General features: G+C 72.1%; 17 protein-coding genes and 2 pseudogenes. 7 read left to right on the plus strand and 12 right to left on the minus strand.

The window, feature by feature from the left end:
• The first annotated feature begins 40 nt into the window (after positions 1 to 40).
• A complete protein-coding gene (locus D474_RS0101930) occupies positions 41 to 1,201 on the plus strand; it encodes a glycosyltransferase family 4 protein (protein WP_017611911.1) in 1,161 nt (386 codons plus the stop codon).
• A gap of 50 nt (positions 1,202 to 1,251) precedes the next feature.
• On the opposite strand, the pseudogene D474_RS0101935 reads toward D474_RS0101930, so the two are convergent.
• The 5 genes and pseudogenes from D474_RS0101935 to D474_RS0101955 all read right to left on the minus strand — a co-directional run.
• A pseudogene (locus D474_RS0101935) lies at positions 1,252 to 1,641 on the minus strand (ABATE domain-containing protein); the annotation flags it as partial.
• Positions 1,642 to 1,776: 135 nt separating this feature from the next.
• A complete protein-coding gene (gene mshC, locus D474_RS0101940; protein ID WP_083931708.1) occupies positions 1,777 to 3,006 on the minus strand; it encodes a cysteine--1-D-myo-inosityl 2-amino-2-deoxy-alpha-D-glucopyranoside ligase in 1,230 nt (409 codons plus the stop codon).
• Between the two features lie 145 nt (positions 3,007 to 3,151).
• Positions 3,152 to 3,349, minus strand: a complete 198-nt coding sequence (locus D474_RS0101945; RefSeq protein WP_017611914.1) for a hypothetical protein — start codon at positions 3,347 to 3,349, stop codon at positions 3,152 to 3,154.
• Positions 3,350 to 3,532: 183 nt separating this feature from the next.
• A complete protein-coding gene (locus D474_RS0101950) occupies positions 3,533 to 3,895 on the minus strand; it encodes a hypothetical protein (protein WP_040702962.1) in 363 nt (120 codons plus the stop codon).
• A 126-nt stretch (positions 3,896 to 4,021) separates the two neighbouring features.
• Positions 4,022 to 4,828 (minus strand): NRDE family protein, encoded by an 807-nt coding sequence (locus D474_RS0101955; RefSeq protein WP_017611916.1) that lies wholly within the window; start codon positions 4,826 to 4,828, stop codon positions 4,022 to 4,024.
• A gap of 364 nt (positions 4,829 to 5,192) precedes the next feature.
• Here D474_RS0101955 and D474_RS27375 point away from each other — a divergent pair, with 364 nt between their 5' ends.
• Positions 5,193 to 7,772 carry an HAD-IC family P-type ATPase gene (locus D474_RS27375; RefSeq protein WP_394296516.1) on the plus strand — a complete coding sequence of 860 codons (2,580 nt, stop codon included), beginning with the start codon at positions 5,193 to 5,195 and terminating at the stop codon, positions 7,770 to 7,772.
• Between the two features lie 144 nt (positions 7,773 to 7,916).
• Here D474_RS27375 and D474_RS0101965 read toward each other — a convergent pair whose 3' ends face one another.
• Together D474_RS0101965 and lnt are read right to left on the minus strand one after the other, a co-directional pair.
• Entirely contained in the window at positions 7,917 to 8,504 is a 588-nt protein-coding gene (locus D474_RS0101965; RefSeq protein WP_017611918.1) for an FxsA family protein, read from the minus strand.
• Between the two features lie 90 nt (positions 8,505 to 8,594).
• Positions 8,595 to 10,218, minus strand: a pseudogene (gene lnt / locus D474_RS0101970) (apolipoprotein N-acyltransferase).
• A 616-nt stretch (positions 10,219 to 10,834) separates the two neighbouring features.
• On the opposite strand from lnt, the gene D474_RS0101975 reads away from it, so the two are divergent.
• The 3 genes from D474_RS0101975 (at position 10,835) to D474_RS0101990 (ending at position 15,828) form a co-directional block, all read left to right on the plus strand.
• A complete protein-coding gene (locus tag D474_RS0101975; protein WP_017611920.1) occupies positions 10,835 to 12,049 on the plus strand; it encodes an ABC transporter ATP-binding protein in 1,215 nt (404 codons plus the stop codon).
• Between the two features lie 224 nt (positions 12,050 to 12,273).
• The gene (locus D474_RS0101980; protein WP_040702965.1) at positions 12,274 to 14,412 is read left to right on the plus strand and encodes a prolyl oligopeptidase family serine peptidase; all 2,139 of its coding nucleotides are present in this window, start codon (positions 12,274 to 12,276) and stop codon (positions 14,410 to 14,412) included.
• A 240-nt stretch (positions 14,413 to 14,652) separates the two neighbouring features.
• Positions 14,653 to 15,828, plus strand: coding sequence for a JmjC domain-containing protein (locus D474_RS0101990; RefSeq protein WP_017611923.1), 1,176 nt, complete (start codon positions 14,653 to 14,655; stop codon positions 15,826 to 15,828).
• A gap of 82 nt (positions 15,829 to 15,910) precedes the next feature.
• On the opposite strand, the gene D474_RS0101995 is transcribed toward D474_RS0101990, so the two are convergent.
• Positions 15,911 to 16,711, minus strand: a complete 801-nt coding sequence (locus tag D474_RS0101995; RefSeq protein ID WP_017611924.1) for a TetR/AcrR family transcriptional regulator — start codon at positions 16,709 to 16,711, stop codon at positions 15,911 to 15,913.
• A 171-nt stretch (positions 16,712 to 16,882) separates the two neighbouring features.
• On the opposite strand from D474_RS0101995, the gene D474_RS31585 reads away from it, so the two are divergent.
• Complete coding sequence (locus tag D474_RS31585; protein ID WP_239646982.1) at positions 16,883 to 17,434, plus strand: ABC transporter permease; 552 nt, start codon at positions 16,883 to 16,885, stop codon at positions 17,432 to 17,434.
• The gene (locus D474_RS0102005) at positions 17,431 to 18,279 is read left to right on the plus strand and encodes a (2Fe-2S)-binding protein (RefSeq protein WP_017611926.1); all 849 of its coding nucleotides are present in this window, start codon (positions 17,431 to 17,433) and stop codon (positions 18,277 to 18,279) included. The genes D474_RS31585 and D474_RS0102005 overlap by 4 nt, the downstream gene beginning before the upstream one ends.
• Before the next feature lie 102 nt (positions 18,280 to 18,381).
• Here the strand turns inward: D474_RS0102005 and D474_RS33800 are convergent, their stop codons facing one another.
• From D474_RS33800 to panD, 4 genes are all read right to left on the minus strand, one after another.
• Entirely contained in the window at positions 18,382 to 19,866 is a 1,485-nt protein-coding gene (locus D474_RS33800; protein WP_275040764.1) for a DUF4352 domain-containing protein, read from the minus strand.
• A gap of 122 nt (positions 19,867 to 19,988) precedes the next feature.
• Complete coding sequence (locus tag D474_RS0102015; RefSeq protein WP_040702955.1) at positions 19,989 to 21,293, minus strand: MFS transporter; 1,305 nt, start codon at positions 21,291 to 21,293, stop codon at positions 19,989 to 19,991.
• A gap of 34 nt (positions 21,294 to 21,327) precedes the next feature.
• Positions 21,328 to 21,591, minus strand: a complete 264-nt coding sequence (locus D474_RS0102020; RefSeq protein ID WP_026118095.1) for a hypothetical protein — start codon at positions 21,589 to 21,591, stop codon at positions 21,328 to 21,330.
• 105 nt (positions 21,592 to 21,696) lie between these two features.
• Positions 21,697 to 22,104: an aspartate 1-decarboxylase gene (panD, locus tag D474_RS0102025; protein WP_017611930.1), complete on the minus strand. Its 408-nt coding sequence runs from the start codon at positions 22,102 to 22,104 to the stop codon at positions 21,697 to 21,699.
• Positions 22,105 to 22,273 lie beyond the last annotated feature (169 nt).

Raw genomic sequence — 22,273 nt, forward strand, 5'->3', positions numbered from 1 at the left:
AGACCCGCCCAACCGCGAGGGGCGTGGCCGGGGGGCCGGCGTGAAGATCGCCTTCGTCATCGCGAACGGATACACCATGGGTGGCACCGTTCGCACCGTCTACAACCTTGCCGAGGGGCTGTCTCGCAACCACGAGGTGGAGATCGTCAGCCTGGCACGCAAGCGCGAGGACACGTTCTTCCGGCTGCCCGAGGGTGTACGGATCGTCCCTCTGAGCGACAGTCGGCCGGGAGCGCCCGCACCCGAGCACAAACCGGGCGACCTGGCGCGCTATTGGTGGTCGCTACGGGCGGAACAGATCGTTCCCCACGCCGAACGTGCACGCAACCGCAACTACACCCCCGAGGCCGTGGCGGCCCTGCACCGGTACCTGCGCACCACCGACGCCGACGTGGTCATGGGCACCCGCCCCGGCATCAACCTCCTCATCGCCTCCTGGGCCCCCAAACGGGTACGCACCATCGGCCAGGAGCACCTGAACCTCAACGAGCACACGCCCGAGGTGGCCCAGGCGATCTCCCGCCTGTACCCGCGGCTGAACGGCGTGAGCGTGCTCACCGACACCGACCGCAAGGCCTACGCCGAGCGGACACACGTCCCCCAGCACCGCCTCGTGGTCATGCCCAACCCCCTGGACGCCGAGCAGCGGCCGCGTTCGGCGCTGTCCGAGCCGGTGATCGCCGCGGCCGGGCGCCTCTCCCCCGTCAAGCAGTACCCCAAGCTCCTCCAGGCCTTCACCCACGTGGCCGAGAAGCACCCCGAGTGGCGGCTGCGCATCTACGGCTCGGGTGACCAGGAGAAGAAGATCCGGGAAACGATCGAACGGCTGGGATTGGCGGACCACGTCGAGCTCATGGGCCAGACCAAGGACGTGCTCGGCCCCCTGTCGCAGGCCTCGGTCCTGGCGATCAGCTCCCGGGTGGAGGGCTTCGGCATGACCATCGTGGAGGGGTTCTCCGTGGGTGTTCCGGTGGTCAGCTTCGACTGCCCCCACGGGCCCCGGGAGATCATCGAGCACGGCCACGACGGGCTCCTGGTGCCCTCACAGGACGTGGACGCGCTGGGCAAGGCCATGCTGAGCCTGGTGGAGGACCCCGCCGAGCGCGAGCGGATGGGTGACAACGCCCTGGCCTCCGCGCAGCGTTACGGCCTCGATGACATCACCCGGCGCTGGGAAGGGTTCCTCCGGACCCTGCGCTGAGGACACGAACCCGAACGGGGCCGCCCGCAGCACGGCGCTGCGGGGGGGCNCCACTCCCCCGTGGCCAGGACGGTGGCCCAGGCCCCGGCCACCCGGGCCAGGCCGCGCCGGACCTCGTCGACCACGGCCGGTGCGAGCACGCCGGCGGCCTCGGGATCGGGCGTGATGCGCACGGTCACGCGCAGCCCGTCCAGGACCTTCTGCCCGCGCGCGACCGCCTCGGGATCGCCGTCGGGCCCGCGCAGGGCCTCACGCAGGCCCTCCCTGAGCGTGACGGCCTCGTCCAGGTCAGCGAGGGTGATCGGGATGGCACCTTCGGTGACCAGGCGGTGTTCGCGCATGAAGCGCGCGAGATCGGCCCGGTCGCCGAGAGCCTGCTCCGAGGTGACGAAGTCCGAGACGAGTGCGGCGGCTGTGCTGTGCTGTGTGGGGGTACTCATGCCCTCATCCCACCACGTCCGTGCGCCTCCTTCAGGACAACGTGTGAAGTCGTGGCCACACTCGGCCACACGAAACGGCCCGCCCCGCAACCGGACCGCCGGGGCGGGCCCGTTCACGCGATCGCTGCGGGAGACTCAGTACCCCAGGTCCACGCCCAGAAGAGTGTCGACGGTGGAGCGCACCAGGGCGGGGGCACCGGCGTCGGTGCCGCCCTCCGTCAGCGCGGCCTCGGCCCAGGAGTCGATGGCGCGCAGGGCCGCCGGAGAGTCGAGGTCCTCGGCCAGGGCGGCGCGCACGGCGGTGAGGACCGGCTCGGCGGATGGCCCGGAGCCCAGGTCCAGGGCTGCGCGCCAGCGGTCGGCGCGGGCGGTGGCACCGGGGATCTCGGCCTCGGTCCAGTCCCAGGGGGTGCGGTAGTGGTGGTCGAGCATGGCCAGGCGGACCACGGCCGGGTCCACTCCCCGTTCGCGGAGCTCGGAGACGAAGACGAGGTTGCCCTTGGACTTGGACATCTTCTCGCCGTCGAGGCCGACCATGCCGACGTGCATGTGGGTGTGGGCGTTGGGTCCGCCCGTGGCACATCGGGTCTCGGCACCGCCCATCTCGTGGTGCGGGAAGATGAGGTCGCTGCCGCCGCCGTTGAGGTCGAAAGCGGGGCCGAGGCGGTCCAGAGCGATGGCGCTGCACTCGATGTGCCAGCCGGGGCGCCCGCGGCCCAGGGGGCTGTCCCAGGCGGGTTCACCGGGGCGTTCGGCGCGCCAGAGCAACCAGTCCAGCGGGTCCTTCTTGCCCGGGCGGTCGGGGTCGCCGCCGCGTTCGCCGAAGAGCTCGAGCATCTCGCTGCGGCCCATGTGCCCGAGTTCGCCCAGGCGCGGGGCGTCGGCGGCCGAGAAGTACAGGTCGCCGTCGAGTTCGTAGGTGGACCCGGTCTCGCGCAGACGGACGGCCAGATCGCTGATGAGGTCGACCGATTCGACCACGCCCACGAAGGAGGAGGGCGGCAGGATGCGCAGGGCGGCCATGTCGGCGCGGAAGACGTCGATCTCCCGGTGGGCCAGGTCGCGCCAGTCCTCCCCGGTGGCGGCGGCGCGCTCCAGGAGGGGGTCGTCGATGTCGGTGGTGTTCTGGACGTAGTCGACCTCGTGTCCGGCGTCGCGCCAGACCCGGTTGACCAGGTCGAAGGCCAGGTAGGTGAAGGCGTGGCCCAGGTGTGCGGCGTCGTAGGGGGTGATGCCGCAGGCGTACATCCCGGCCGTGGGTCCGGGCTCCGTCGTCACGACGCGGTCGCTCGCGGTGTCGTGGAGTCGGAGGGGGCCGCCGGTACCCGGCAGGGGGACGATGTCAGGCGCAGACCATGAACGCATGCCCGAAAGCCTATCCGGACGACGCCCTGACGAACCCCCTCGGTGCGGGGCCCGGGGTCGGTGATGTTCCCCCCAGAGGGCCTGGGAATAAGCGCTCCTGCAACGGGGTTCTGCGGCGGCCGGGGACGGTCGGCGGTGCCGGGGGTCAGCCGTGGGCGAGCGGGCGCGGGTGGGTTCGGGCGATGAGCAGGGCACCGGTGACGGCGGCGAAGCCGCACAGCGCGGCCAGGAGTTCGTTGCCCGAGCGCCAGTGCAGGAGCGCACCGCACACGGAGACCACGTAGAAGAGCCAGTAGGCCCCGTATCCCAGCTTCTCCACGAGTGCACCGCGTCTGCCGTCCATGGTGTCCCCCCTGCAGGTGTGACACGTGATGCGCGTGCCCGCGCCGTCGACGGCCGTTCCGTCGCCCTTGGAGACGCGGCATTCACGCAGAGGGTTTACGCGGTCCTCGTACGTGGCCGCTCACAGGGGCCGCAGAGGCGCGCCACCGGGGGCGGGGCGCCGGACCGCCCCCGTGGAGGGCCCTCAGGGCTGGGCGGCCAGTTCGAGCTCGAGCAGGTCGAGGTCGTGCTCGGCGAGGCCGCGTTCGGCGGTGGCCTCGGGAGCGTACTCGGCCAGATCCGCGCACAGTCCGCGCAGGTGGTGGCGGGCACGGCGGGTGCGCGGCAGGGCATGGCGGCTCAGCGGTGCAGCGTGGGGGTACCCGGCCCCTGCGGCTTCGCCCTCGGGGGTGCGCAGGCTCCAGTGCCAGCGGCCTTCGCGGGAGCGTCCTGCACCGGTGAGCACACCGGCCCCGGTGTCACGCAGGTAGACCCACCGTCCTGTGAGCTCGGCGGGGTCGGCAGTGGCCATGGCGGCCTGAAGGTCACGGACGGGTTCGGCGCTCACGGGGGTCTCCTCACGAATCGGGGGTCGGTCACCGCCGAAGCGGGTCATGCGGTCAGACGCACGCCTCGGCCTCCGCGTTCACCCCACCCTGTCCCAGCGCGCCTACAAGGGACCTTCGGCCGGCTTTCAGCGGTGGTGTGCGGGGCGTTGCACGTCGACCGCCTCCCAGGCAGCCGGATCGGCGGGGTCCGAGGTGAAGGTGTAGCGGACGGTGTCGCGGTCGGCCGCCACGAGGGTGACCGACCCGGTGGCCCAGACCTGGCCGTCTCCCAGGTCGGCGTGGGCGATGAGGCCGGAGGGGTCGCCGCTCTCGTCGGTTCCGGCCGAGCGGGTGGGCTCGTGTGCGGCCCGGGTGATGAGGGCGGGCCAGGCTCCCCAGATGCTCTCCAGTTCGCCGAGCCCGGCCAGGCCGTCGGGGTCGGGTCGGGTGGCCGCGAACTCGGGTGTGTGGCGAACCGAGCGCGGATCGGCGGGAGCGAGGCCGGTGTTGACGACAGTGGCCACGCCCACGGGCAGGGGGCGGGTGTCCAAGCAGCGCCCGTCCCAGCTGTGCAGGGTGGCGCGGTAAGGGTCGGCGTCGAGCAGGTGGAAGGGTGCGTAGCGGGTCAGGTCCAGGCCCTGGAGGGGATCGCGCACCTGACCGGACAGGACGAGCAGGGGCAGGTCGCCGCGGCTGGCCGGGTAGGAGCCCTCCCAAGGCATGCTGCCGTCCCAGGGCCACCCGTTGAGCAGGGCGGCGGCGCGCGAGCGCGCGGGGTCCACGGCGAGCCAGGTGCCACCGGCCAGACGGTCGCGTCCGCCGACGAGGCCGGGCCGGTCGGGCCAGTGGTGGGCGGGCCGGTCCCAGGGGCGGGAGCGGATCTCGTCCCTCAGTGCGGCCATCACCAGAGGTGTGTGCGCCTGGGGATCGAAACCGACGACGACGGTGCACATGGGCACACTCTATAGGGCCTGTTCGGCGGGCGCCTTCCGTCGCTTCGACGGGTGCTGCGCCGCCAGGCGTCCGTTGAGGGTGGTGGCGGGCGACGGCGTGGGCAAGGACTGCGCCGCCAGGCGTCCGTTGAGGGTGGTGGCGGGCGACGGCGTGGGCGGTGCCCGCCGGGCGCGCCCGGGGGCGGCGGGTCTGCTCGTCGCGACGTGTGCCGGAGGAGCGTTCGGAGGCACCGGTGCACTCGTGAGGTCCTCTACCCTTGTGTTCCACCTTGTGACCAAGGCGTCATGGGGCGGAGACCGGCCGGTGCCCACCGGAGCGGACCGCTCTCGGACATCCTCATCTCTTATTCACCGGGGAGTGTGCGTGCCCGAACATCCCGATCGCGACGACGGTGCTCCGAGCACCGGGCGGACTGGGACGCCCGGGTCGTTGCGTGCCATGGACGGTGCGGTCCGTGGGGCTGCATCCCCGCAACTGGCGGGGCCGCCCCACGAGAACGGACTGAGCGCCGCCGAGGTGGCCGACAGGGTCGCCGCCGGTCGCACCAACGACGTGCCGGTACGCGCCAGCCGTTCGGTGGTCCAGATCGTGCGCGGCAACGTCTTCACTCGTATCAACGCGATGATCGCGGTGCTGTTCGCCATCATCGCGGTGATCGGGCCCGTCCAGGACGGGCTGTTCGCGCTGGTGATCCTGGTCAACACCCTCATCGGCATCGTCCAGGAGCTGCGGGCCAAGCGCACCCTGGACGAGCTCGCGATCGTCAACGCAGCCAGGCCGCGGGTGGTGCGCGACGGCGCGACCGTGGAAGTGGCCACCCAGGACATCGTGCTCGACGAGGTCCTCGAGGTGGGCGTCGGCGACCAGATCGTCGTGGACGGCGTGGTGACCTGGTCGGGCGGCCTGGAGGTCGACGAGTCGCTGCTGACCGGCGAGGCCGACCCGGTCGTCAAGCAGCCCGGCGAGACGGTGATGTCGGGCAGTTTCGTAGTGGCCGGGACGGGGCGGTTCCGCGCGACCAAGGTGGGCCGGCACGCCTACGCCGCCCGCCTGGCCGAGGAGGCGAGCCGGTTCTCGCTGGTGCGGTCGGAGCTGCGTTCGGGCATCGACCGGATGCTGACCTGGATCACCTATGCGATGTTCCCGATCGGTGCGCTGCTGATCTACAGCCAGCTGTTCATGGGCGGGCACGTGGCCATGGACGCCCCCGCGGCGAACGGACAGATGAGCGGACCGTTGGCCGACGCCCTGCGCGGAATGGTGGCCGCACTGGTGTCGATGATCCCCGAGGGCCTGATCCTGCTGACGAGCATCGCCTTCGCGGTCGGTGTGGTGCGGCTGGGGCGGCAGAAGTGCCTGGTGCAGGAGCTGCCGGCGATCGAGGGCCTGGCCCGCGTCGACGTGGTGTGCGCCGACAAGACCGGAACGCTGACCGAGGTGGGCATGAAGCTCGCCGAGGTCCGCGACCTGGGCGGGCACCGGGGCGGTGCGGCCGACGACCCCTCGTCGGTACTGACCGCGCTGGCTGCGGCCGACCCCGACCACAACGCGAGCATGGCCGCGATCGCGCAGGGCTGCGAGGCCTCCGGACAGCACGACCCGAACTGGAAGGTCACCGCGGTGGCCCCGTTCTCCTCCGCGCGCAAGTGGAGCGGTGCGAGCGTGGCCACCCCCGAGGGCGACCGGCACTGGGTGCTGGGCGCCACGGACGTGCTCGCCGAGCCGCACACCCCGGCCGCGCAGGAGGCGGCCCGCCTGGCGTCCCAGGGTCTGCGGGTACTGCTGCTGGCGCGGGCATCGGTCCGGGTGGACTCGGACGAGGCGCCCGGAACCGTGGAGCCCGTGGCACTGGTGGTGCTGGACCAGAAGGTGCGCCAGGACGCGGGCCCGACACTGGACTACTTCTCCGACCAGGGCGTGGACGTCAAGATCGTCTCGGGCGACCATGCGGCCTCGGTCGGCGCGGTCGGGCGCGAGGTCGACCTGCCCGGGGCCGAGGACCCGGTGGACGCGCGCGAGCTGCCCGAGGACCACGACAAGCTCGCCCGGCGCGCGGAGGAGGCCTCCGCGTTCGGCCGGGTCACGCCCGAACGCAAGCGCGAACTGGTGCGCGGGCTGCGCGACCGCGGGCGCACAGTTGCGATGACCGGTGACGGCGTCAACGACGTGCTGGCGCTGAAGGAGGCCGACATCGGTGTGGCGATGGGTTCGGGCAGCCCGGCGTCGCGGTCGGTGGCGCAGCTGGTGCTGTTGGACAACCGGTTCGCGGTGCTGCCGCGGGTGGTGGCCGAGGGACGCCGGGTCATCGGCAACATCGAGCGGGTGGCGAGCCTGTTCCTCACCAAGACCGTCTACACGATGGTGCTGGCGGCGGTGGTGGGTCTGCTCGCGGTCTCCTATCCCTTCTTCCCCCGCCACGCCACGCTCATCAACGCGGTCACGTTCGGGATCCCGTCGTTCTTCCTGGCGCTGGCACCCAACACCGACCTGGCGCAGCCGGGGTTCGTCACACGCACGCTGCGGTTGGCGATCCCGTCGGGTGCGATCGCGGGCCTGGCCGCGGTGACGACGTACCTGCTGGTGCTGGGTGGGCAGAGTGTGCCCACCGAAGCCGACCGCACGGCCGTGGTCATCACGCTGTGCGCGACGACGCTGTGGGTGCTGCTGCTGGTGGCCAAACCGTACGTGTGGTGGAAGGTGCTGCTGGTGGCGTCGATGGCCGGGCTGCTGACTCTGGCGATGGTCACCCCGGCCGGACAGTGGTTCTTCGCGCTGGACGTGAGCGAGCCGGCCAAGGTGGTGACCGCCCTGGTCGTGGCCGGTGTGGCGATCGTGGCGATCACGGTGGTGCGGGTGGTCGACGACCGGATGACGGCGCGGGCGCACGCCCGGCGCGAGACCGAACGGCACGCGGAGGAGCAGCCCGGTCACGAGAAGGTCTGAGGCACCTGGCCTGCCGTGCAGCAGGCCGCGGTGGCGGGAAGCCGCCGTGGGCGAAGAACGGGCCCGCCGCGGATGCTCTTCCGCGGCGGGCCCGTCGTGGTCCCGGGGGCGCGCCTCCCCGGGGGCTGTGGGGACCGGCCGGTGTCAGTTCTTGTCTTCGTCCTCGACCGGTTCGAACCGGCCCTTGATGACACGGCCCTCCTGGGGGCTGCGGGGCTCCTCGCTCTGCTCCTGCCCTTGGGCGGTGCCTCCGGGGCGCGCGCCGAAGGGGTCTGCACCGGGCCGGCCCCCGAACGGGCTCCCGGGCCCCTGGCTGGGCACTCGCATCCCCTGGTCGGCCATGCGTTCTTCCATGCGGTCCTGCATCCGCCGCATGCGTCGCTCGGCCCAGCGCACGAACACCCAGCTCAGGAGCGGGCGAGTGAAGGGCAGCACGAGCAGAAGCCCGAGGACGGCTGTGAGGAAGCCGGGGATCGCCAACAGGACGCCGCCGGCCATGAGCATGAGAGGGGCGAGCAGCCCGCCGCGGGGCTGTTGTCCGGTGCGCATGGCCTCGTCGGCGTCACGGAACGCCTTGGTCCCGGCTCTGCGCAGCACGGCCACGCCCAGGATCATCAGGGACACGAGCGCGGCGAGGGTCCACGGCACTCCGATCGAGCCGCCGACCACGATCATCAGCCACACCTCGACGAAGGGCAGTGCCATGAGTGCCAGCACTGTCAGCAGCGGCATCGTGAATCCATCCAATCATCGGCGGGGCCGGGACGACCTACCTGCTGGGAGAACGCTCCCGGACCGCACATGGTTCCCACGTGGGCCGTCCTACCCGTTCGACCCGCCGGTTACGGCGCCGGTGCCTGTGTCGCGGGCCGCACGCCGCCGGGTGGCGACCACTGCACCGGCCACCGCGGCCAGTCCCAGCCCCGCCAGGACCGCTTCGGGGCCCGCGCCCAGGCGGGTGGCGACGGTGGGCCCGTCCATGGCGGGGACGTCGGCGACGTGGACGTCGGGTTCGGCTTCGGGTGAACGGTACTCGACGGTGCCGTCGGGGGCGACGACTGCGCTGACGCCGCTGGTGCTGGTCACAACGGCGGGGCGGCCGTGTTCGACCGCCCGCAGCTGGGTGATGGCGAGCTGCTGGTCGGACTGGCCGGTGTAGTTGTAGTTGGCGTTGTTGGTGGGGACCACGATGATCTGCCCGCCGGCGTCGACGGCCTCGCGCACGGGGCGGTCGAAGGCCACGTCGAAGCAGATGCCCACGGCCAGGGTGGTGCCGGCGACGTCGAGGTCGCCGGGCTCGGTCCCGGGCAGGGCGTCGGAGCTGACCTGTTCGAGGCGCTCGACGAACTGCGTGAAGAACTCGCGGTAGGGGATGTACTCGCCGAAGGGCACGAGGTAGCGCTTGTCGTAGTGGTCGCCGGGTCCCTCTTCCGGGTCCCAGACCACACTCTGCACGTGACGGGTCCCGTCGTCGTTGAACCGGCTGATGCCCCACAGCACCGGGACCCCGATGTCGTCCCCGGCCGCGTCGATGGTCTCGCGGGCGACGGGGTCCCGGAACGGGTCGATGTCGCTGGCGTTCTCGGGCAGCAGCACCATGTCGGGTTCGGGCACCGAGCCCTCGCGGACGGAGCCGGCGAGCTCGTGCACCCCGTCGGCGTGGTTCTCCAGCACCTGCATGCGTTCGCCGAGGACCGACATCTCCCCGACGTTGGGCACGTTGCCCTGCACCATGCCGACGGTGACCTGCTCGTCCACGGCGGGTCGGCCGATCACGGGGGCCAGGACACCGCCGGCGACGATCGCGGCGGTGGCCGCCNCGGCGATGGTGCGCAGGAGGGTCCACAGCAGCAGGGCGCCGGTGAGAGCGACGGCGAAGGAGACCAGCGCGGAGGAGCCCAGGGCGGCGTATCCGGAGAAGGCGGTGTCGGGCTGAGCGAAGGCGAGCTTGCCCCAGGGGAAGCCGCCCAGGGGCCAACGGGCGCGCACGGCCTCCTGTGCCACCCACAGGGCAGCGGTCCACACCGGCCAGCCGGGCAGTCGGCCGACCAGGGCCAGGCCGATCGCCATGGGAAGGAAGTAGACGGTCTCGGCTGCGGCGATGGCCAGCCACACGTCGACGCCGAAGATGTCCTGCCAGCTGACCAGCGGGACCATGAGGGTGGCGCCGGCGAGGGCGCCGAGCCAGGCGGCGCGGCGGGGCCGGGATCCGGCGACGGCGAAGAAGAGAAGGGTGGCGCTGAGGGGACCGAGCCACCACTGTCCGTACGGCGGGGGGGCCNGACCCCAGGGCGGCGAGCACGCGCCACAGGAGGTCGTAGCGGCCCCAGTGGTGTCCGGGGAGGAAGAGGGTTCCCAAGGAGGGTCTTGCGGGCTCTTCGGCGCGTTCGACCGGGGGGCGGTGGGTCTTGCGGACGCTGTCGGACCCGGTGTACTCGGCGGCCACGTGGCGCGCTCGCTTTCGGCTGGCGGACGGGGTGCGCCGACCAGCATATGGGGGGTATGGGGGGACGCGGAAAAGGCCCGAGCCACCCTTCGGACCGGCTCCGTCCCGTCGGCGGCGAGCTCGGAAAACCGTTGTCTACTGGATGTTCGGGCCTTTTCCGGGTCCAACCCCCCGCCCGGTCGCGGTACTCCGCCCCTCACCCGATCCCAACTGCACCTGGCACGTGGTACAGCATCCAATCGGACGAGCGGGGGCCGCAGAACCGGTCCGTCCAGTGCTGGACTGGTCGTCAGGTTACCCAGACTCCCCGACCCGGTGGCTCAACTTACGAAGCCGTGTCGTGGCCACGCAGCAGAGTGGAGGATGGGGAGAACGTGGTGAACCGTCGGACAGGCTAACGCACCTGCCGGACGCACGCCAGTTGGGTGACCTGGGGTCGCGGCCTGCCAGGACCGGATCGGAACCGACACCCCTATGGACATTTTGATCAGGATCGTGTCTGATGTGATCAGCGATAGCCGCTTTTTCGATCAACTTCAAAAGCGGTGGCTGGAGACCCCGAGTCAGCCACGAGGGCGTGCTCCGCCACCCCCCACGCGGAAACGGAGCACGATCCATGGCCGACATCGTTCTTGACGGCGTCGACAAGGTCTACGGGGGCGACGTCAAAGCCGTCGACGACCTCAACCTGCACATCGAGGACGGCGAGTTCATGGTGCTCGTCGGCCCCTCGGGCTGCGGGAAGTCCACCGCGCTGCGCATGATCGCGGGGCTGGAGGAGATCACCGGCGGAACGTTGGCGATCGGGGACGAGGTCGTCAACGACCGTCCCCCCAAGGACCGCGACATCGCGATGGTCTTCCAGAACTACGCGCTCTACCCCCACATGACCGTGGAGCAGAACCTGGCCTTCGGTCTGAAGCTGCGCAAGGTCTCCAAGGCGGAGATCGCGCGCCGGGTCAAGGAGGCCGCCGGGATGCTGGGCCTGGAGCCCTACCTCAAGCGCAAGCCCGGTGCGCTCTCGGGTGGTCAGCGCCAGCGTGTGGCCATGGGCCGCGCGATCGTGCGCGAGCCCCGCGCGTTCCTCATGGACGAGCCGCTGTCGAACCTGGACGCGAAGCTGCGTGTGCAGATGCGCGCCTCGCTCAACCAGCTGCACGAGCGCCTGGGTGTGACCACCGTCTACGTCACGCACGACCAGGTCGAGGCGATGACGCTGGGTGACCGGGTCGCGGTGCTGCGCGACGGGCGCCTGCAGCAGGTCGACACCCCCAAGCGCCTGTTCGACGCCCCGGTGAACCTGTTCGTGGCCGGGTTCATCGGTTCCCCGGCGATGAACTTCGTTGACGCGCGCTTGGAGAGCGACGGCGACGGTGCGGCCCTGAAGTTCGCCGACCACACGCTCCCGGTCTCGGCCGAGCTCGTCGACGCCCGTCCGGGGCTGCGCGACTACATCGGCAGCTCGGTGATCCTGGGCATCCGGCCCTCGGACTTCAACGACGCCGAGTTCTCCGGCGACAGCGATCCCCGGATCGAGGTGACCGCCCGGGTGACCGAGGAGCTGGGCACAGAGATCAACGTGATCTTCGGTGTGGACGCTCCCCCGGTGCGCCATGAGGACGCCGCCGCACTGGCCAAGGACGCGGCCGGCGACGAGGGCAACGGGGATGCCGCGCTCCCACTGGGCTCGGAGGGCTCGCAGTTCACCGCACGGGTGAGCCCGCGCAGCAACGTCACCCCCGGCGGCACCATCAGCCTGTCGGTCGACGTGACGCAGCTGCACTTCTTCGACCAGGACAGCGGTCTGGCCATCGGCAACAGCAAGAGCTGAGCCCGGCGCGGAGCGGCCCCCGGCCCGTCGGCCGGGGGCCGCTCCGCTGTCTGCCGGGCCCGGCATGCGGATGTCGGTCGCGGATGCCTCGGCTCCGTCAGCAGAACCCTCGGCGCAACCAGCGGCTTCGCGTACCAAACCTTCCCCAGGGGTGACAGTCGCGTTGCCCGGGGTGAGGAACCTGTGCATTGACCCCCGCTCCCGGGCCCCTCAAACATGTGAAGGTGACTGACCGAGGAGCCCACGGAGCCGCCCTCTCGACCGCCCTGTCCCCCGCCCCGGGGCCCGACGGACCGGGTTCCGTCGTCGACACCCTCCACGGCCACTCGGTCGCCGACCCCTATCGGTGGCTGGAGTCGTCCGACAGCTCCGCCACCCGGCGCTGGCTGGCCGAGCGCGGACGCGAGTTCGAGCAGCACGCCCGGCAGTGGCCCCTGCGCCGACGTCTGGACGAGCGCATCCGTTCTCTGGTCCGCGCCGAGCTCTGGTCCGCCCCGCGCCACCGCCCCGGACGCCTCTTCGCCACCGTGCGCCGGGCCGGCGACGAACACCCCAGAGTGGTCTCCCTCGACCCCGACAGCGGTGACGAGCGGGTGGTCTTCGACCCTGCGGCACAGGATCCTTCCGGCCGCACCACCCTGGACTCCTGGGAACCCGACCCCTCGGGCCGGCTCCTGGCCGTGCAGACCTCGTCGGGCGGGGTGGAACGCGGTGAGCTGCGGGTCCTGTGCACCGGTACCGGCGCTCGCGTCGGACCCCCGGTACACGGCGTTCGCTACTCCCACGTGGCCTGGCTCCCCGAGGGCCTGTTCTCGCACGGTGCCTTCTACTACGTGCGCCGCGACGACCGGCACGGGACGCGTGGTGTGTGGCTGCGCCGGGTCGCGTGCGGGACGGAGACCCTCGTGCACCGGTGCACCGCCCCGGGCACCGTCCCGGGCGTGCGGATCCTGGGCGAGCGCCGCCTGCTGGTGACCGAGAGCCACGGCACCGGGCACCGCACCGACCTGTGGATCGCCGACCTGCACACCTCTCCCCCGGACCGTCCCGATCTGCGTCCGGTCCAGGTCGGGGTGGAGGCCGAGACCGAGGCCCGCCTGGGCCAGGACGGCCTGTTGTACCTGCGCACCACCCTGGGCGCTCCCCTGCGCCGGGTGTGCGCGACCGACCCCGACGACCCCGGGGTGGAACGCTGGCGCGAGGTGGTGCCCGAGGATCCGGGGGCGACCCTGGACGGCTTCGCGGTGTGCCCCGCCGACGCCGAGTCCACCGGGGCGGATTCAGGGGCCGCGCTCCTGGTCGTGCGCACGCGCCTGGGCATCAGCGAGGCGCGCGTGCACGACGCTGCCACCGGGGCTCCCCTGCGTGCGGTTCGCCTCCCGGGCGAGGGCATGGTCACCGCACCCGAGACGGCACCGGACGGGACCGTGTTCCTGGGCTACGCCGACGTGGCCACCCAACAGCGGGTGCTGTCGCTGGCACCGGGCGCCGACCGGCTGTGTCCCTGGCCCCCGCACACCGGGGACAGGGTTCCGACACCGCAGATCCGGCGTTCGGTGGTGCGGTGCCGTTCGGGCGACGGAACCGAGATCGCCGTGACGGTCTTCGATCCGCCGGACGTGCCGCAGACCCCGGGACCCACGATCCTGCACGCCTACGGCGGGTTCGGCCGCCCGCGCCAGTTCGGGTTCAGCGCGACGGTTCTGGCGTGGCTGCTCTCCGGCGGGCGCTACGCCGTGGCGCACGTGCGCGGGGGCGGCGACGCGGGGCGTTCCTGGCACCTGCGCGGGGCGGGCCGGCACAAACCCCGGGCGGTCGAGGATCTGGTGGCCGCGGCCGACGCGCTGGTCGGCGACGGACTGTGCACGAGGGAGCAGCTGTGCCTCTCGGGAGGTTCGGCCGGGGGCCTGCTGGTCCTGGCCGCGGCGCTGTGGCGGCCCCACGTGTGCGGGTCGGTGATCGCCTCCGCGCCGCTGGCCGACATGGTCCGGTTCGAACGCCTGGGACTGGGCCGGATGTGGACCCGCGAGTTCGGTACCGCCGCAGACCCGGAGGACTTCGCGGCGCTGCTGTCGTACTCCCCCTACCACCGTGCGCTGGACCCGGCCCGGCGGAGGCCGGACCCGGGAATGCCACGCGTGCTGCTGACGGGGTTCGACGGCGACACCCGGACCGATGCCGCCCACCCGCGCAAGATGTGCGCAGCCCTGTTGGGCGCCGACCACGACCCCGAGCGCCCCCCGTCCCTGCTGCGCTACGAGCGCGACGTGGGGCACGGGCCGCGGTCGGTGAGCCGGGCGGTCGCCCTCGCCGCGGACGCACACGCGTTCGCGGCCCACGAGACGGGGCTCCCGCCGCGCTGAGTCGTGTGCAGGGCGCCCTGGTGCAAGGAGAAACGGCGAACAGAAAGGCAGAGGTGCTCATGGACCCCATCGAGGTCGAGGTCGAGGACCTGGCAGAGGTGACCTCACGCGACGTCACCGCCGGTGGCGACAACGACGGCACCGACTCCAGCTCCGACTTCATCTGATGTGTGCCCGCCCGGCCCCGCGCGGGTCGGGCGGGCGCCCGCCGCCACTGAACCATGCCTGTCGGGAGGGACCGTGACCGATCCGGGGCAGATCTTCACCCGGGACCTGTGCGAGACCGTGGGCCGCGAGGCCCTGACCACACGCCTGTCGGAGGAGTTCTTCCTGGCCGACCTGGGTGCGGATGCGGTGCGCTCGCTGCTGACCTTCGAGGACCTCAACCATCTGCTGGCCACCCGCTCCCCCGAGCCGCCGCGACTGCGCCTGCACCGCGACGGGGCGCCGGTTCCTCTGGATTCCTACACCGACCTGGCCACGGAGTCGCGCTCCTCCCGCCGGGTGATCCGCCCGGAATCGTTGTACGGGCAGTTGCGCCAGGGGGCGAGCCTGGTGCTGGACAGCATCGACCGCATGCACCCGCCGATCGCGGCGGGCGNACAGGCGAACCTGTATCTGATCTGGGGCGAGTCGCGCGGCTTCGACACCCACTGGGACGACCACGACACGGTCATCGTGCAGGTGGCGGGCACCAAGCACTGGCAGGTGCACGGTCCGGGGTCGCGGCCGTTCCCGATGCGCAACGACACCGACCACCGGCACGGACCGCCGCGGGGCGCCGACGGTGAGCTCTCCATGGTGTGGGAGGGCGTGCTGCGTCCCGGGCAGGCGATCCACGTGCCGCGCGGTTGGTGGCACACGGTGACCGGGACCGGCGAGATGAGCATGCACCTGACCTTCGGGTTCACCCGGGCAACAGGGGTGGACTGGGCGGAGGCGCTGGTGCGGCGCTTGCACGAGGAGGAGGTCTTCCGCCGCGACCTGCCCCGGTTCGCCTCGCCCGAGCAACGACGCAAGCACCGGCACGTGTTGCTCTCGCGCCTGCTGGAGCTGGCCGAGGAGGGGGATCTGGACGCCTTCCTGGCCGAGCGGGACGGGCGGTTCCCACGCCGGGCCTCCTACAGCCTGCCCTGGCCGGTGGAGGAGGGACTGCCGCCGGAGGACGCCCGCGCGGAGTTCGTGCCGATCCTGCCGCCGCCTGTCACCCGCGAGGAGGACGGGAAGGTGGCGCTGACGGTGGCCGGGCGCCGGTACCGGTTCCCCGCGGTGGTGGAACCGGTACTGGAGGTGCTGGCGGAGGAACGCACGCTCACCGTCGCTGAACTGGGCGAACGCGCCGGTGTGGGCTCCGAGACCGCCGCCCGGGCCGTCTCGGCCCTGGCCCGCCACCACCTGGTCCTCATCGGTACCTAGATGTGTTGGGGGGTCTTGCTACCAGAGCCGGGGCCAGTGCCGGTGCGCAGTGCGGGAACACGTCTCCTGATCCGGGGCGGGATCAGGTGCGGGTACGCCGGCGGGCGTGGGCCTCGATGCCGTCGAGGATGCGGTCGATCCCGAACCCGAGCCCCTCGGCGGGACCGCCGGCCCGGTCGGGGTCGTACCGCACGTCGAGCTCTTGCCCCTCGGTCCCGATCCGGTCCAGGACCCCGGTGACGGTGGGAGACTCGGCCGGGTCCAGCACGCCGAGCAGCCCCTGTGCCCAGGCGTTCTCGCCCTCGCCGAGGGGCGTGCCACGGCGTTCGGCCGCCTGCGACATCTCGACCTCCATGCGCAGGGTCTCGCGGAGCACGGTGTTCAGCACGAGCAGCATCTGGAGCGACTCGAGCCGACCCAGCCCCGGGGCGGAGATCTCGCGCAGCCCGGCCTCCGTCCACCGGATCCCGTTGGGGCCGCTGGGCGGGCCGGAGACCGGCAGGCGCACCATCCACGGGTGGGCGCGGTAGAGCGCGACCACCTCCTGGCACCACTCCTCCACGCCGGCCCGCCAGTCGCCGTCCTCGCGCGGGCCGGGCGGCGTGGCCTCCATGGCGGCGTCGGCCATGAGCAGGAGCAGGTCGTCCTTGCGCTCGATGTACCGGTACAGGGACATCGTCGTGTACCCGAGGGCCCCGGCCACACGCTGCATGGACACTGCGCCCAGCCCTTCGGTGTCGGCCAGACGAACCGCGGCGGCGACGATCTCGCTCCGTGTGAGTTTGGGCCGCGGCCCCCTGCGGACGGGCGCGGGCCCGTGGTCGCCCCACAGTAGGCGGATCTCGTCGGTCGGGGAGGTCGGGGCCGGCTGCTCGCTCGTCATGTTCCACCAGGGTCCGGATCGGTTCGCGTTGACACCATCCTAGTTCTGTGTATTACTCACACTAATAGGTATGTGACATATACAGTTTGTAGAGTACACAGGTTCCGGCTCTCGTTGATGCGCGCCGGAGTGCTGCTGGGGGTCGTTGCACCGAACCCGGACGCGGCGAGCATGATCATCTACCCGCTCGCGTTCCCGCTGACCATGCTCTCGACCAGCTTCATCCCTGCACAGGCCATGCCGGACCGGCTGGCTCCGGTGGCCGAGTGCAACCCGGTCTCGTCGGTGGTGACCGCCTCGCGGGAGCTGTTCGGCAACCCGTCGCTGCCCTCGGACGCCTGGCCGGCCGAACACGCCGTGCTCGTGTCCACCGTCGCTCCGCTCGTTCTGATGGCGATCGTGGTACCTCTGGCCCTGCGCCGGTTCAGCCGTCTCGGACGCCGAACGGAGTCCCGGCCCGGACACGCCCCATGCGGGGGCCGGCGCACGCTCGGGGCTTCTCCTGCGCCCACCACCCCGCGAACCGGACCGCGCTACCCGTTCCCACCTGCCGGTTCAGCATCGGATCCGAGCGGATCGGGGCGGACACGCATTGCCCGGGCCGATCCCGTTAGGGTAGCCTCACTTAAGAGGCGCAGATGTACCCGCCGCTCCGGAGGTAACTGCGACCGCTTCACCCCCGGACATGACGGCATCATGCGACGAAGGGCAGGTCCGCGGTGACACCACAGCCGATCGCCACGCTGCGCGAGGCGTGCGCCCCGCTGAAGTTCGCCCCGCTCCCCGACCTGGTCGAGGCGGGCCGACCGACGGCCGACGTGGAGTGGCACAGCGCCGCATCCATGGCCGAGGAGGGCTGGATCCCGGTCCTGTTCGACAAGCTGCGCACCGAGCACGGCCCCGGGCACAACCTGCCGGCGGCCACCAACTTCCTGCGGGTGACCCTGCGCGAGCCGGTCTTCCTCGCAGCGGCCTCGCTCTACCTCACCGGCCGCGCCCCCATGATGGACCCGCACACGCTCCGCCTGCCCTGGCACACCGACCGCTCCGAGTTCGGCCGGCCCGCCGTGGTCGGCGTGCGCTGGGCGGTCCTGCCCGACGACCCCGCCGCCGACGACACCGACACCGTGGTCGCCCGCGACGAGGACGAACAGTTCACGATGGCCGGTGAGGCGGTCTTCTCCGCGTTCGCTCCGATCGTGGAGGAGGTTCACCGGCACTCGCGCTCGGGCAAGCGCACCCTGTGGGGCTGGGTGCTCGACACCCTGCACTTCTACATGCTCAACCCGGCCCGGTTCCTGGGCCGCGACGCCGAGTCGGCTTGGGAGAGCGCGACCCGCCTGGGTGACGCCGTCGTCGCGGCCGGGGCCGTCACCCGCAAGCGCCCGCGCCTGTTCCCCTTCGCCCCCGAGCACCCTCGGGGCACCTGGGCGGTGCGGGGCACCTGCTGCTTCGACTACAAGGGCGACCCCGATCACGGGTACTGCACGACGTGCCCGCTCAAGTGCGACGCCGAGCGGCAGCAGGACCTCTCGGAGTGGCTTCGCAACCCGGCGCTGGCTCCCTGACCGAGCCCGAACACACCTCGGGTCCCGGAACACCTCGGAGGTTCCGGGACCCTTTCGTGTGCGCGGGCGGCGACGGCGCTGTGGTCCTCGTCCCGTGTCGGCTCAGTCGACCGGCACCTCCAGGGGCTGCCGGCCGATGGGGGCGAAGACCACCCGCTCCGGCGTCAGGCTGCCCTCCACGGTGACCGCCCCGCTGGTGGCCTGGCCAGGGGACAGCGTCTCGGCGCCGATCTCGTTCTCGTCCATGCCCACCCCTGTGCGGCTGGAGTGGTTCTGGCCGTCGTCGTCGACCACCGTGAAGTAGAGCGGGTTGACGTCGACCTGTTCCTCGCTGTTGTTGGTCACGCTCACGTCCACGCTCGTGTACTCCCCGCCCGTGTAGAGCGGGCTGGGTACGAAGTCGGAGCTCTCAGCGGTGATGTCGGTGCCGTCGATGGGCGGCTCGTCGGTCGGCCAGGGCTCCTCGGTGGTGGGTTCCTCGGCAGTCGGCGAGGTGTCGGTGACGGTGAACATCGCCAGCGCCATGCATCCCCCGGCCACGAGCATGAGCATCAAGGCCACGCCGCACCCGATGCCCAGGATCTTGCCCCAGGGCGTGGGTGCGGGTTCGGGCCGCGTGTAACCGCCGGGCGGGTAGCCGTATCCCCCGGCCGCGTAGGTGCCCGGCGGGTAGTTGCCGGGAGGGCCGGGCGGGTAGGCACCCCCGGCCCCGTACGCGGGCTGCGGGCCGGAGCCGGGATAGTAGCTCCCCGCGCCCGCGCCGGGCACGTCCGTCTCCCCGTATCCGGGCGCGTACCCGGCGTGTTCGTACCCGGCCTGGTCGAGGCCGCTGGGGCCTTCGGACAGCTCCCCGGAGTTGCGCACCGGCTCGGGCGGCGATCCGGTGGGGGGACCGCCGGGCGGATACCACCCGGGGCGGCCCCCGGACGGCTGACCGGCCCCCTGCCCCGGCGGGTATCCGAAGGGGTCCTGTCCCTGCGGACCTCCGTACGGGCCCTGGCCGGCACCGTAGGGGGCCCTGTCCCCCTGCCCGGGCGGAGGTCCGCCGTGGTGGCCGGACCCGGACGGGCCGCCGTGGCCCTGATACGGGCTCCCGCCGCCCTGGTGGGGGTCTCCGTGGAACTTCTCCGACCCGCTCTCCGGCGACGGGCTGCCGGGCGGTCGCGGGCCGCCGCCGTACCCGGAACCCAGGTAGGGGTCGCCCTGTGCCTTGTAGGGGCCCCCTTGTCCGGGCGGCGGGGCGAAGGCCGGATGGGAGCCTTCTTTCGGAGGGCGGCCGTACCCGCTCCCCTCCGGCGTGTCACCACCGAACGGCGGGGGGTCGTGCGGGGGCTCCCCCGGAGGCTGCGGTCCGCCCCGCATCGGGTCGCCTGGGTCACCGGGGCGCCATTCCTCGGGCGGACGGCGGTCCACGGGCGGGTCGTGGTGGGGAAAGCGGTGGGGTGGTTCGCCCGGCGGCTGCGCTCCACCGGACATGGGATCGCCGGCGTCACCGGGACGCCACTCCTCGGGCGGATGGCGGTCGACCGGATCCTGTTCCCGATCCGGTTCTCTGCCTCGCCCGTCCTCGGGTCCCCGCTCGGTCACCGTTCCTCCCCCAGATCGCGTCCGGGCCGGTCAGCCCGGCGGGCGGCGCGCGCCCCTCAACCCGCACGGTAACCGTGGGTGAGGTCGGCACAGGGCAGGAAAGCGGGCGTTTCCGGTAAAGGTCAGACCGCGTTCGCATCGCCCGCGTGCACGCCCCGACCTGCGGTGATCAGGGCGCGCACGGCGAGCGCGAACACCGGGAGGGTGAACAGGGCGGCGAAGAGGTTGAGCCCGCCGAACCCGGCCTGGGCCAGTACGAGACCGGAGAACCCGCCGGCCGCGGCCCCGCCCAGGTTCATCACGAGGTCGCTGATGCCCTGGACCCGGGGGCGCACCTCGGCCGACAGCGACTCCGCCAGCAGCGCAGTGCCCGATACCAGTCCGAAGGACCAGCCGAGCCCGAGGAGCACGAGCCCCGTGGTCACCCAAGTCTCGTTGTGGCCCGCTGTACCGGAGACGGCGGCCGCCACCACGAGGATCCCCTGGCCGGTGAGCAGCATCGGAACCCGGCCGAGGCGGTCGGCGAGCCAGCCGACCACCGGTGACAGTGCGTACATGCCGGCGATGTGCAGGGAAATGGTCAGGCCGATGACGGTCAGCGCGGACCCGTGGTGGGACATGTGCACGGGGGTCATCGTCATGACGGCGACCATCACGGTGTGGCTGGCGACGATCCCCACCACCGCGAGCAGCGCACCGGGGCTCGCAGCGATCACGCGCAGGGCGGCGGGGACCGAGAGCTTCGCCGCAGCCGGGGCGCCCCCGGTCTGCGGGCGGGTGGCCAGGAGCAGCGGGTCCGGACGCAGGAGCACGGTGGTCAGGACCGCCCCGACCGCCATGCCCGCCGTGGTCGCCAGGACCGGGCCCAGGAGGTCGGGCAGACCGATCGCCCGGGCGATCGGCGCGGTGGGACCGACCAGGTTGGGGCCGAGTACGGCGCCGACGGTGGTCGCCCAGACCACGATCGACAGGTCGCGGGCCCGGGTGTGTTCGGTGGCCAGGTCGGCTGCCGCGTGGCGGGCCTGGAGGTTGGTGGCGGTGCCGGCACCCACCAGCAGCATGCCGGCCAGGAACAGCGCGAAGCTCTCCAGCAGAGTCGCCCCCATGACGACCGTGCCACCCAGCGCGCCCAGGGCCCACCCGGCGGCCAGACCGGGGCGGCGGCCGCGGCGCGCGGCGAGGGAGGCCAGGGGCAGTGCGAAGGCCGCCGCTCCGAGCGTGATCATGGTGGTGGCCATGCCCGACCAGGTGTCGGAGCCGGACAGTTCCAGGGCCAGGAGCGCGCCCACGGCCAGCATCGCGCCCATGCCGATACCGCCGGCGATCTGAGTCAGGCCGAGGACCAGGACCGTACGGCGCTGGACCCCGGCTGCGTTCCACACCGGCCCTGTCGTTTCGACCGACACTCCCTCACCCCTCACACACATCCCATCAACGGACGAACCGTAGTGTTCCACACGCTCACACGCGGGGGCGCGGGACGGGGGTGCGGCCGCGTCCGTAACGCCACCACAGGTACCCGTGCATACGTTCGACGTAGCGCATCTCCGAGTACAGGGTGTCGGGGTCCTCGGCCCGGATCACCACACCCTCGCGGGGAACGACGGGCCAGCAGGCGAAGGCCCAGAAGCAGCGGGTGTAGGGGCCCCAAAGGACCACCCACGCCCCCTGCTTCTGCCATTCGACGTATTCGGCGACTAGCCGTGCTTCGTCAGCTGTCCGCATACCGACCGGGGACCTACCCTCGGTCGCTTCGCCCCGATCCGGCCGGAACCGGCCAGTTTGTGGGGGTTGCGCCCGAGGATCGGTGCCGGACCGGCTTCCCCCGCATCAGCGTCCGGCGACCAGTGCCCCATCTCCGGGGACCGGCTCACCCGGGTCGTTGCCGATCTCGACGATGCGGTTGTCGCGGTCCACGTGCACGACGTGCTGGCGGTGCTCGGGGCGCTCGGCCTCCTCGACCTGCGCGTAGCCGATGATGATGACCAGGTCGCCGGGGCTGACCAGGTGCGCGGCGGCGCCGTTGATGCCGATGACGCCACTGCCCCGCTCCCCCACGAGGGCGTAGGTGACCAGGCGGGCGCCGTTGTCGATGTCGACGATGTGGACCTGCTCGCCGTCGACGATGTCGGCGGCCTCCATCAGGTCGGCGTCGATGGTCACCGATCCGACGTAGTGCAGGTCGGCCTGGGTGACGGTGGCTCGGTGGATCTTGCCGTTCATGAGAGTGCGCAGCACAGCTCTGGCCTCGATTCTGGTGGTGTACGGATTACAGGCCCCCGCGGGGGTCCCGTGCCCTGGGCGTGCGGCCGCGGCCGCACGCCCCTCTCACCATGATGGCCGCTGCCCTCCACCGGCCGCCCCACCGCCCCCACCGGAAGCGGGCCCGGCCGCTGAGGGCGGGCCC

The organism is Nocardiopsis salina YIM 90010 (assembly GCF_000341025.1).
Taxonomy (GTDB): domain Bacteria; phylum Actinomycetota; class Actinomycetes; order Streptosporangiales; family Streptosporangiaceae; genus Nocardiopsis; species Nocardiopsis salina.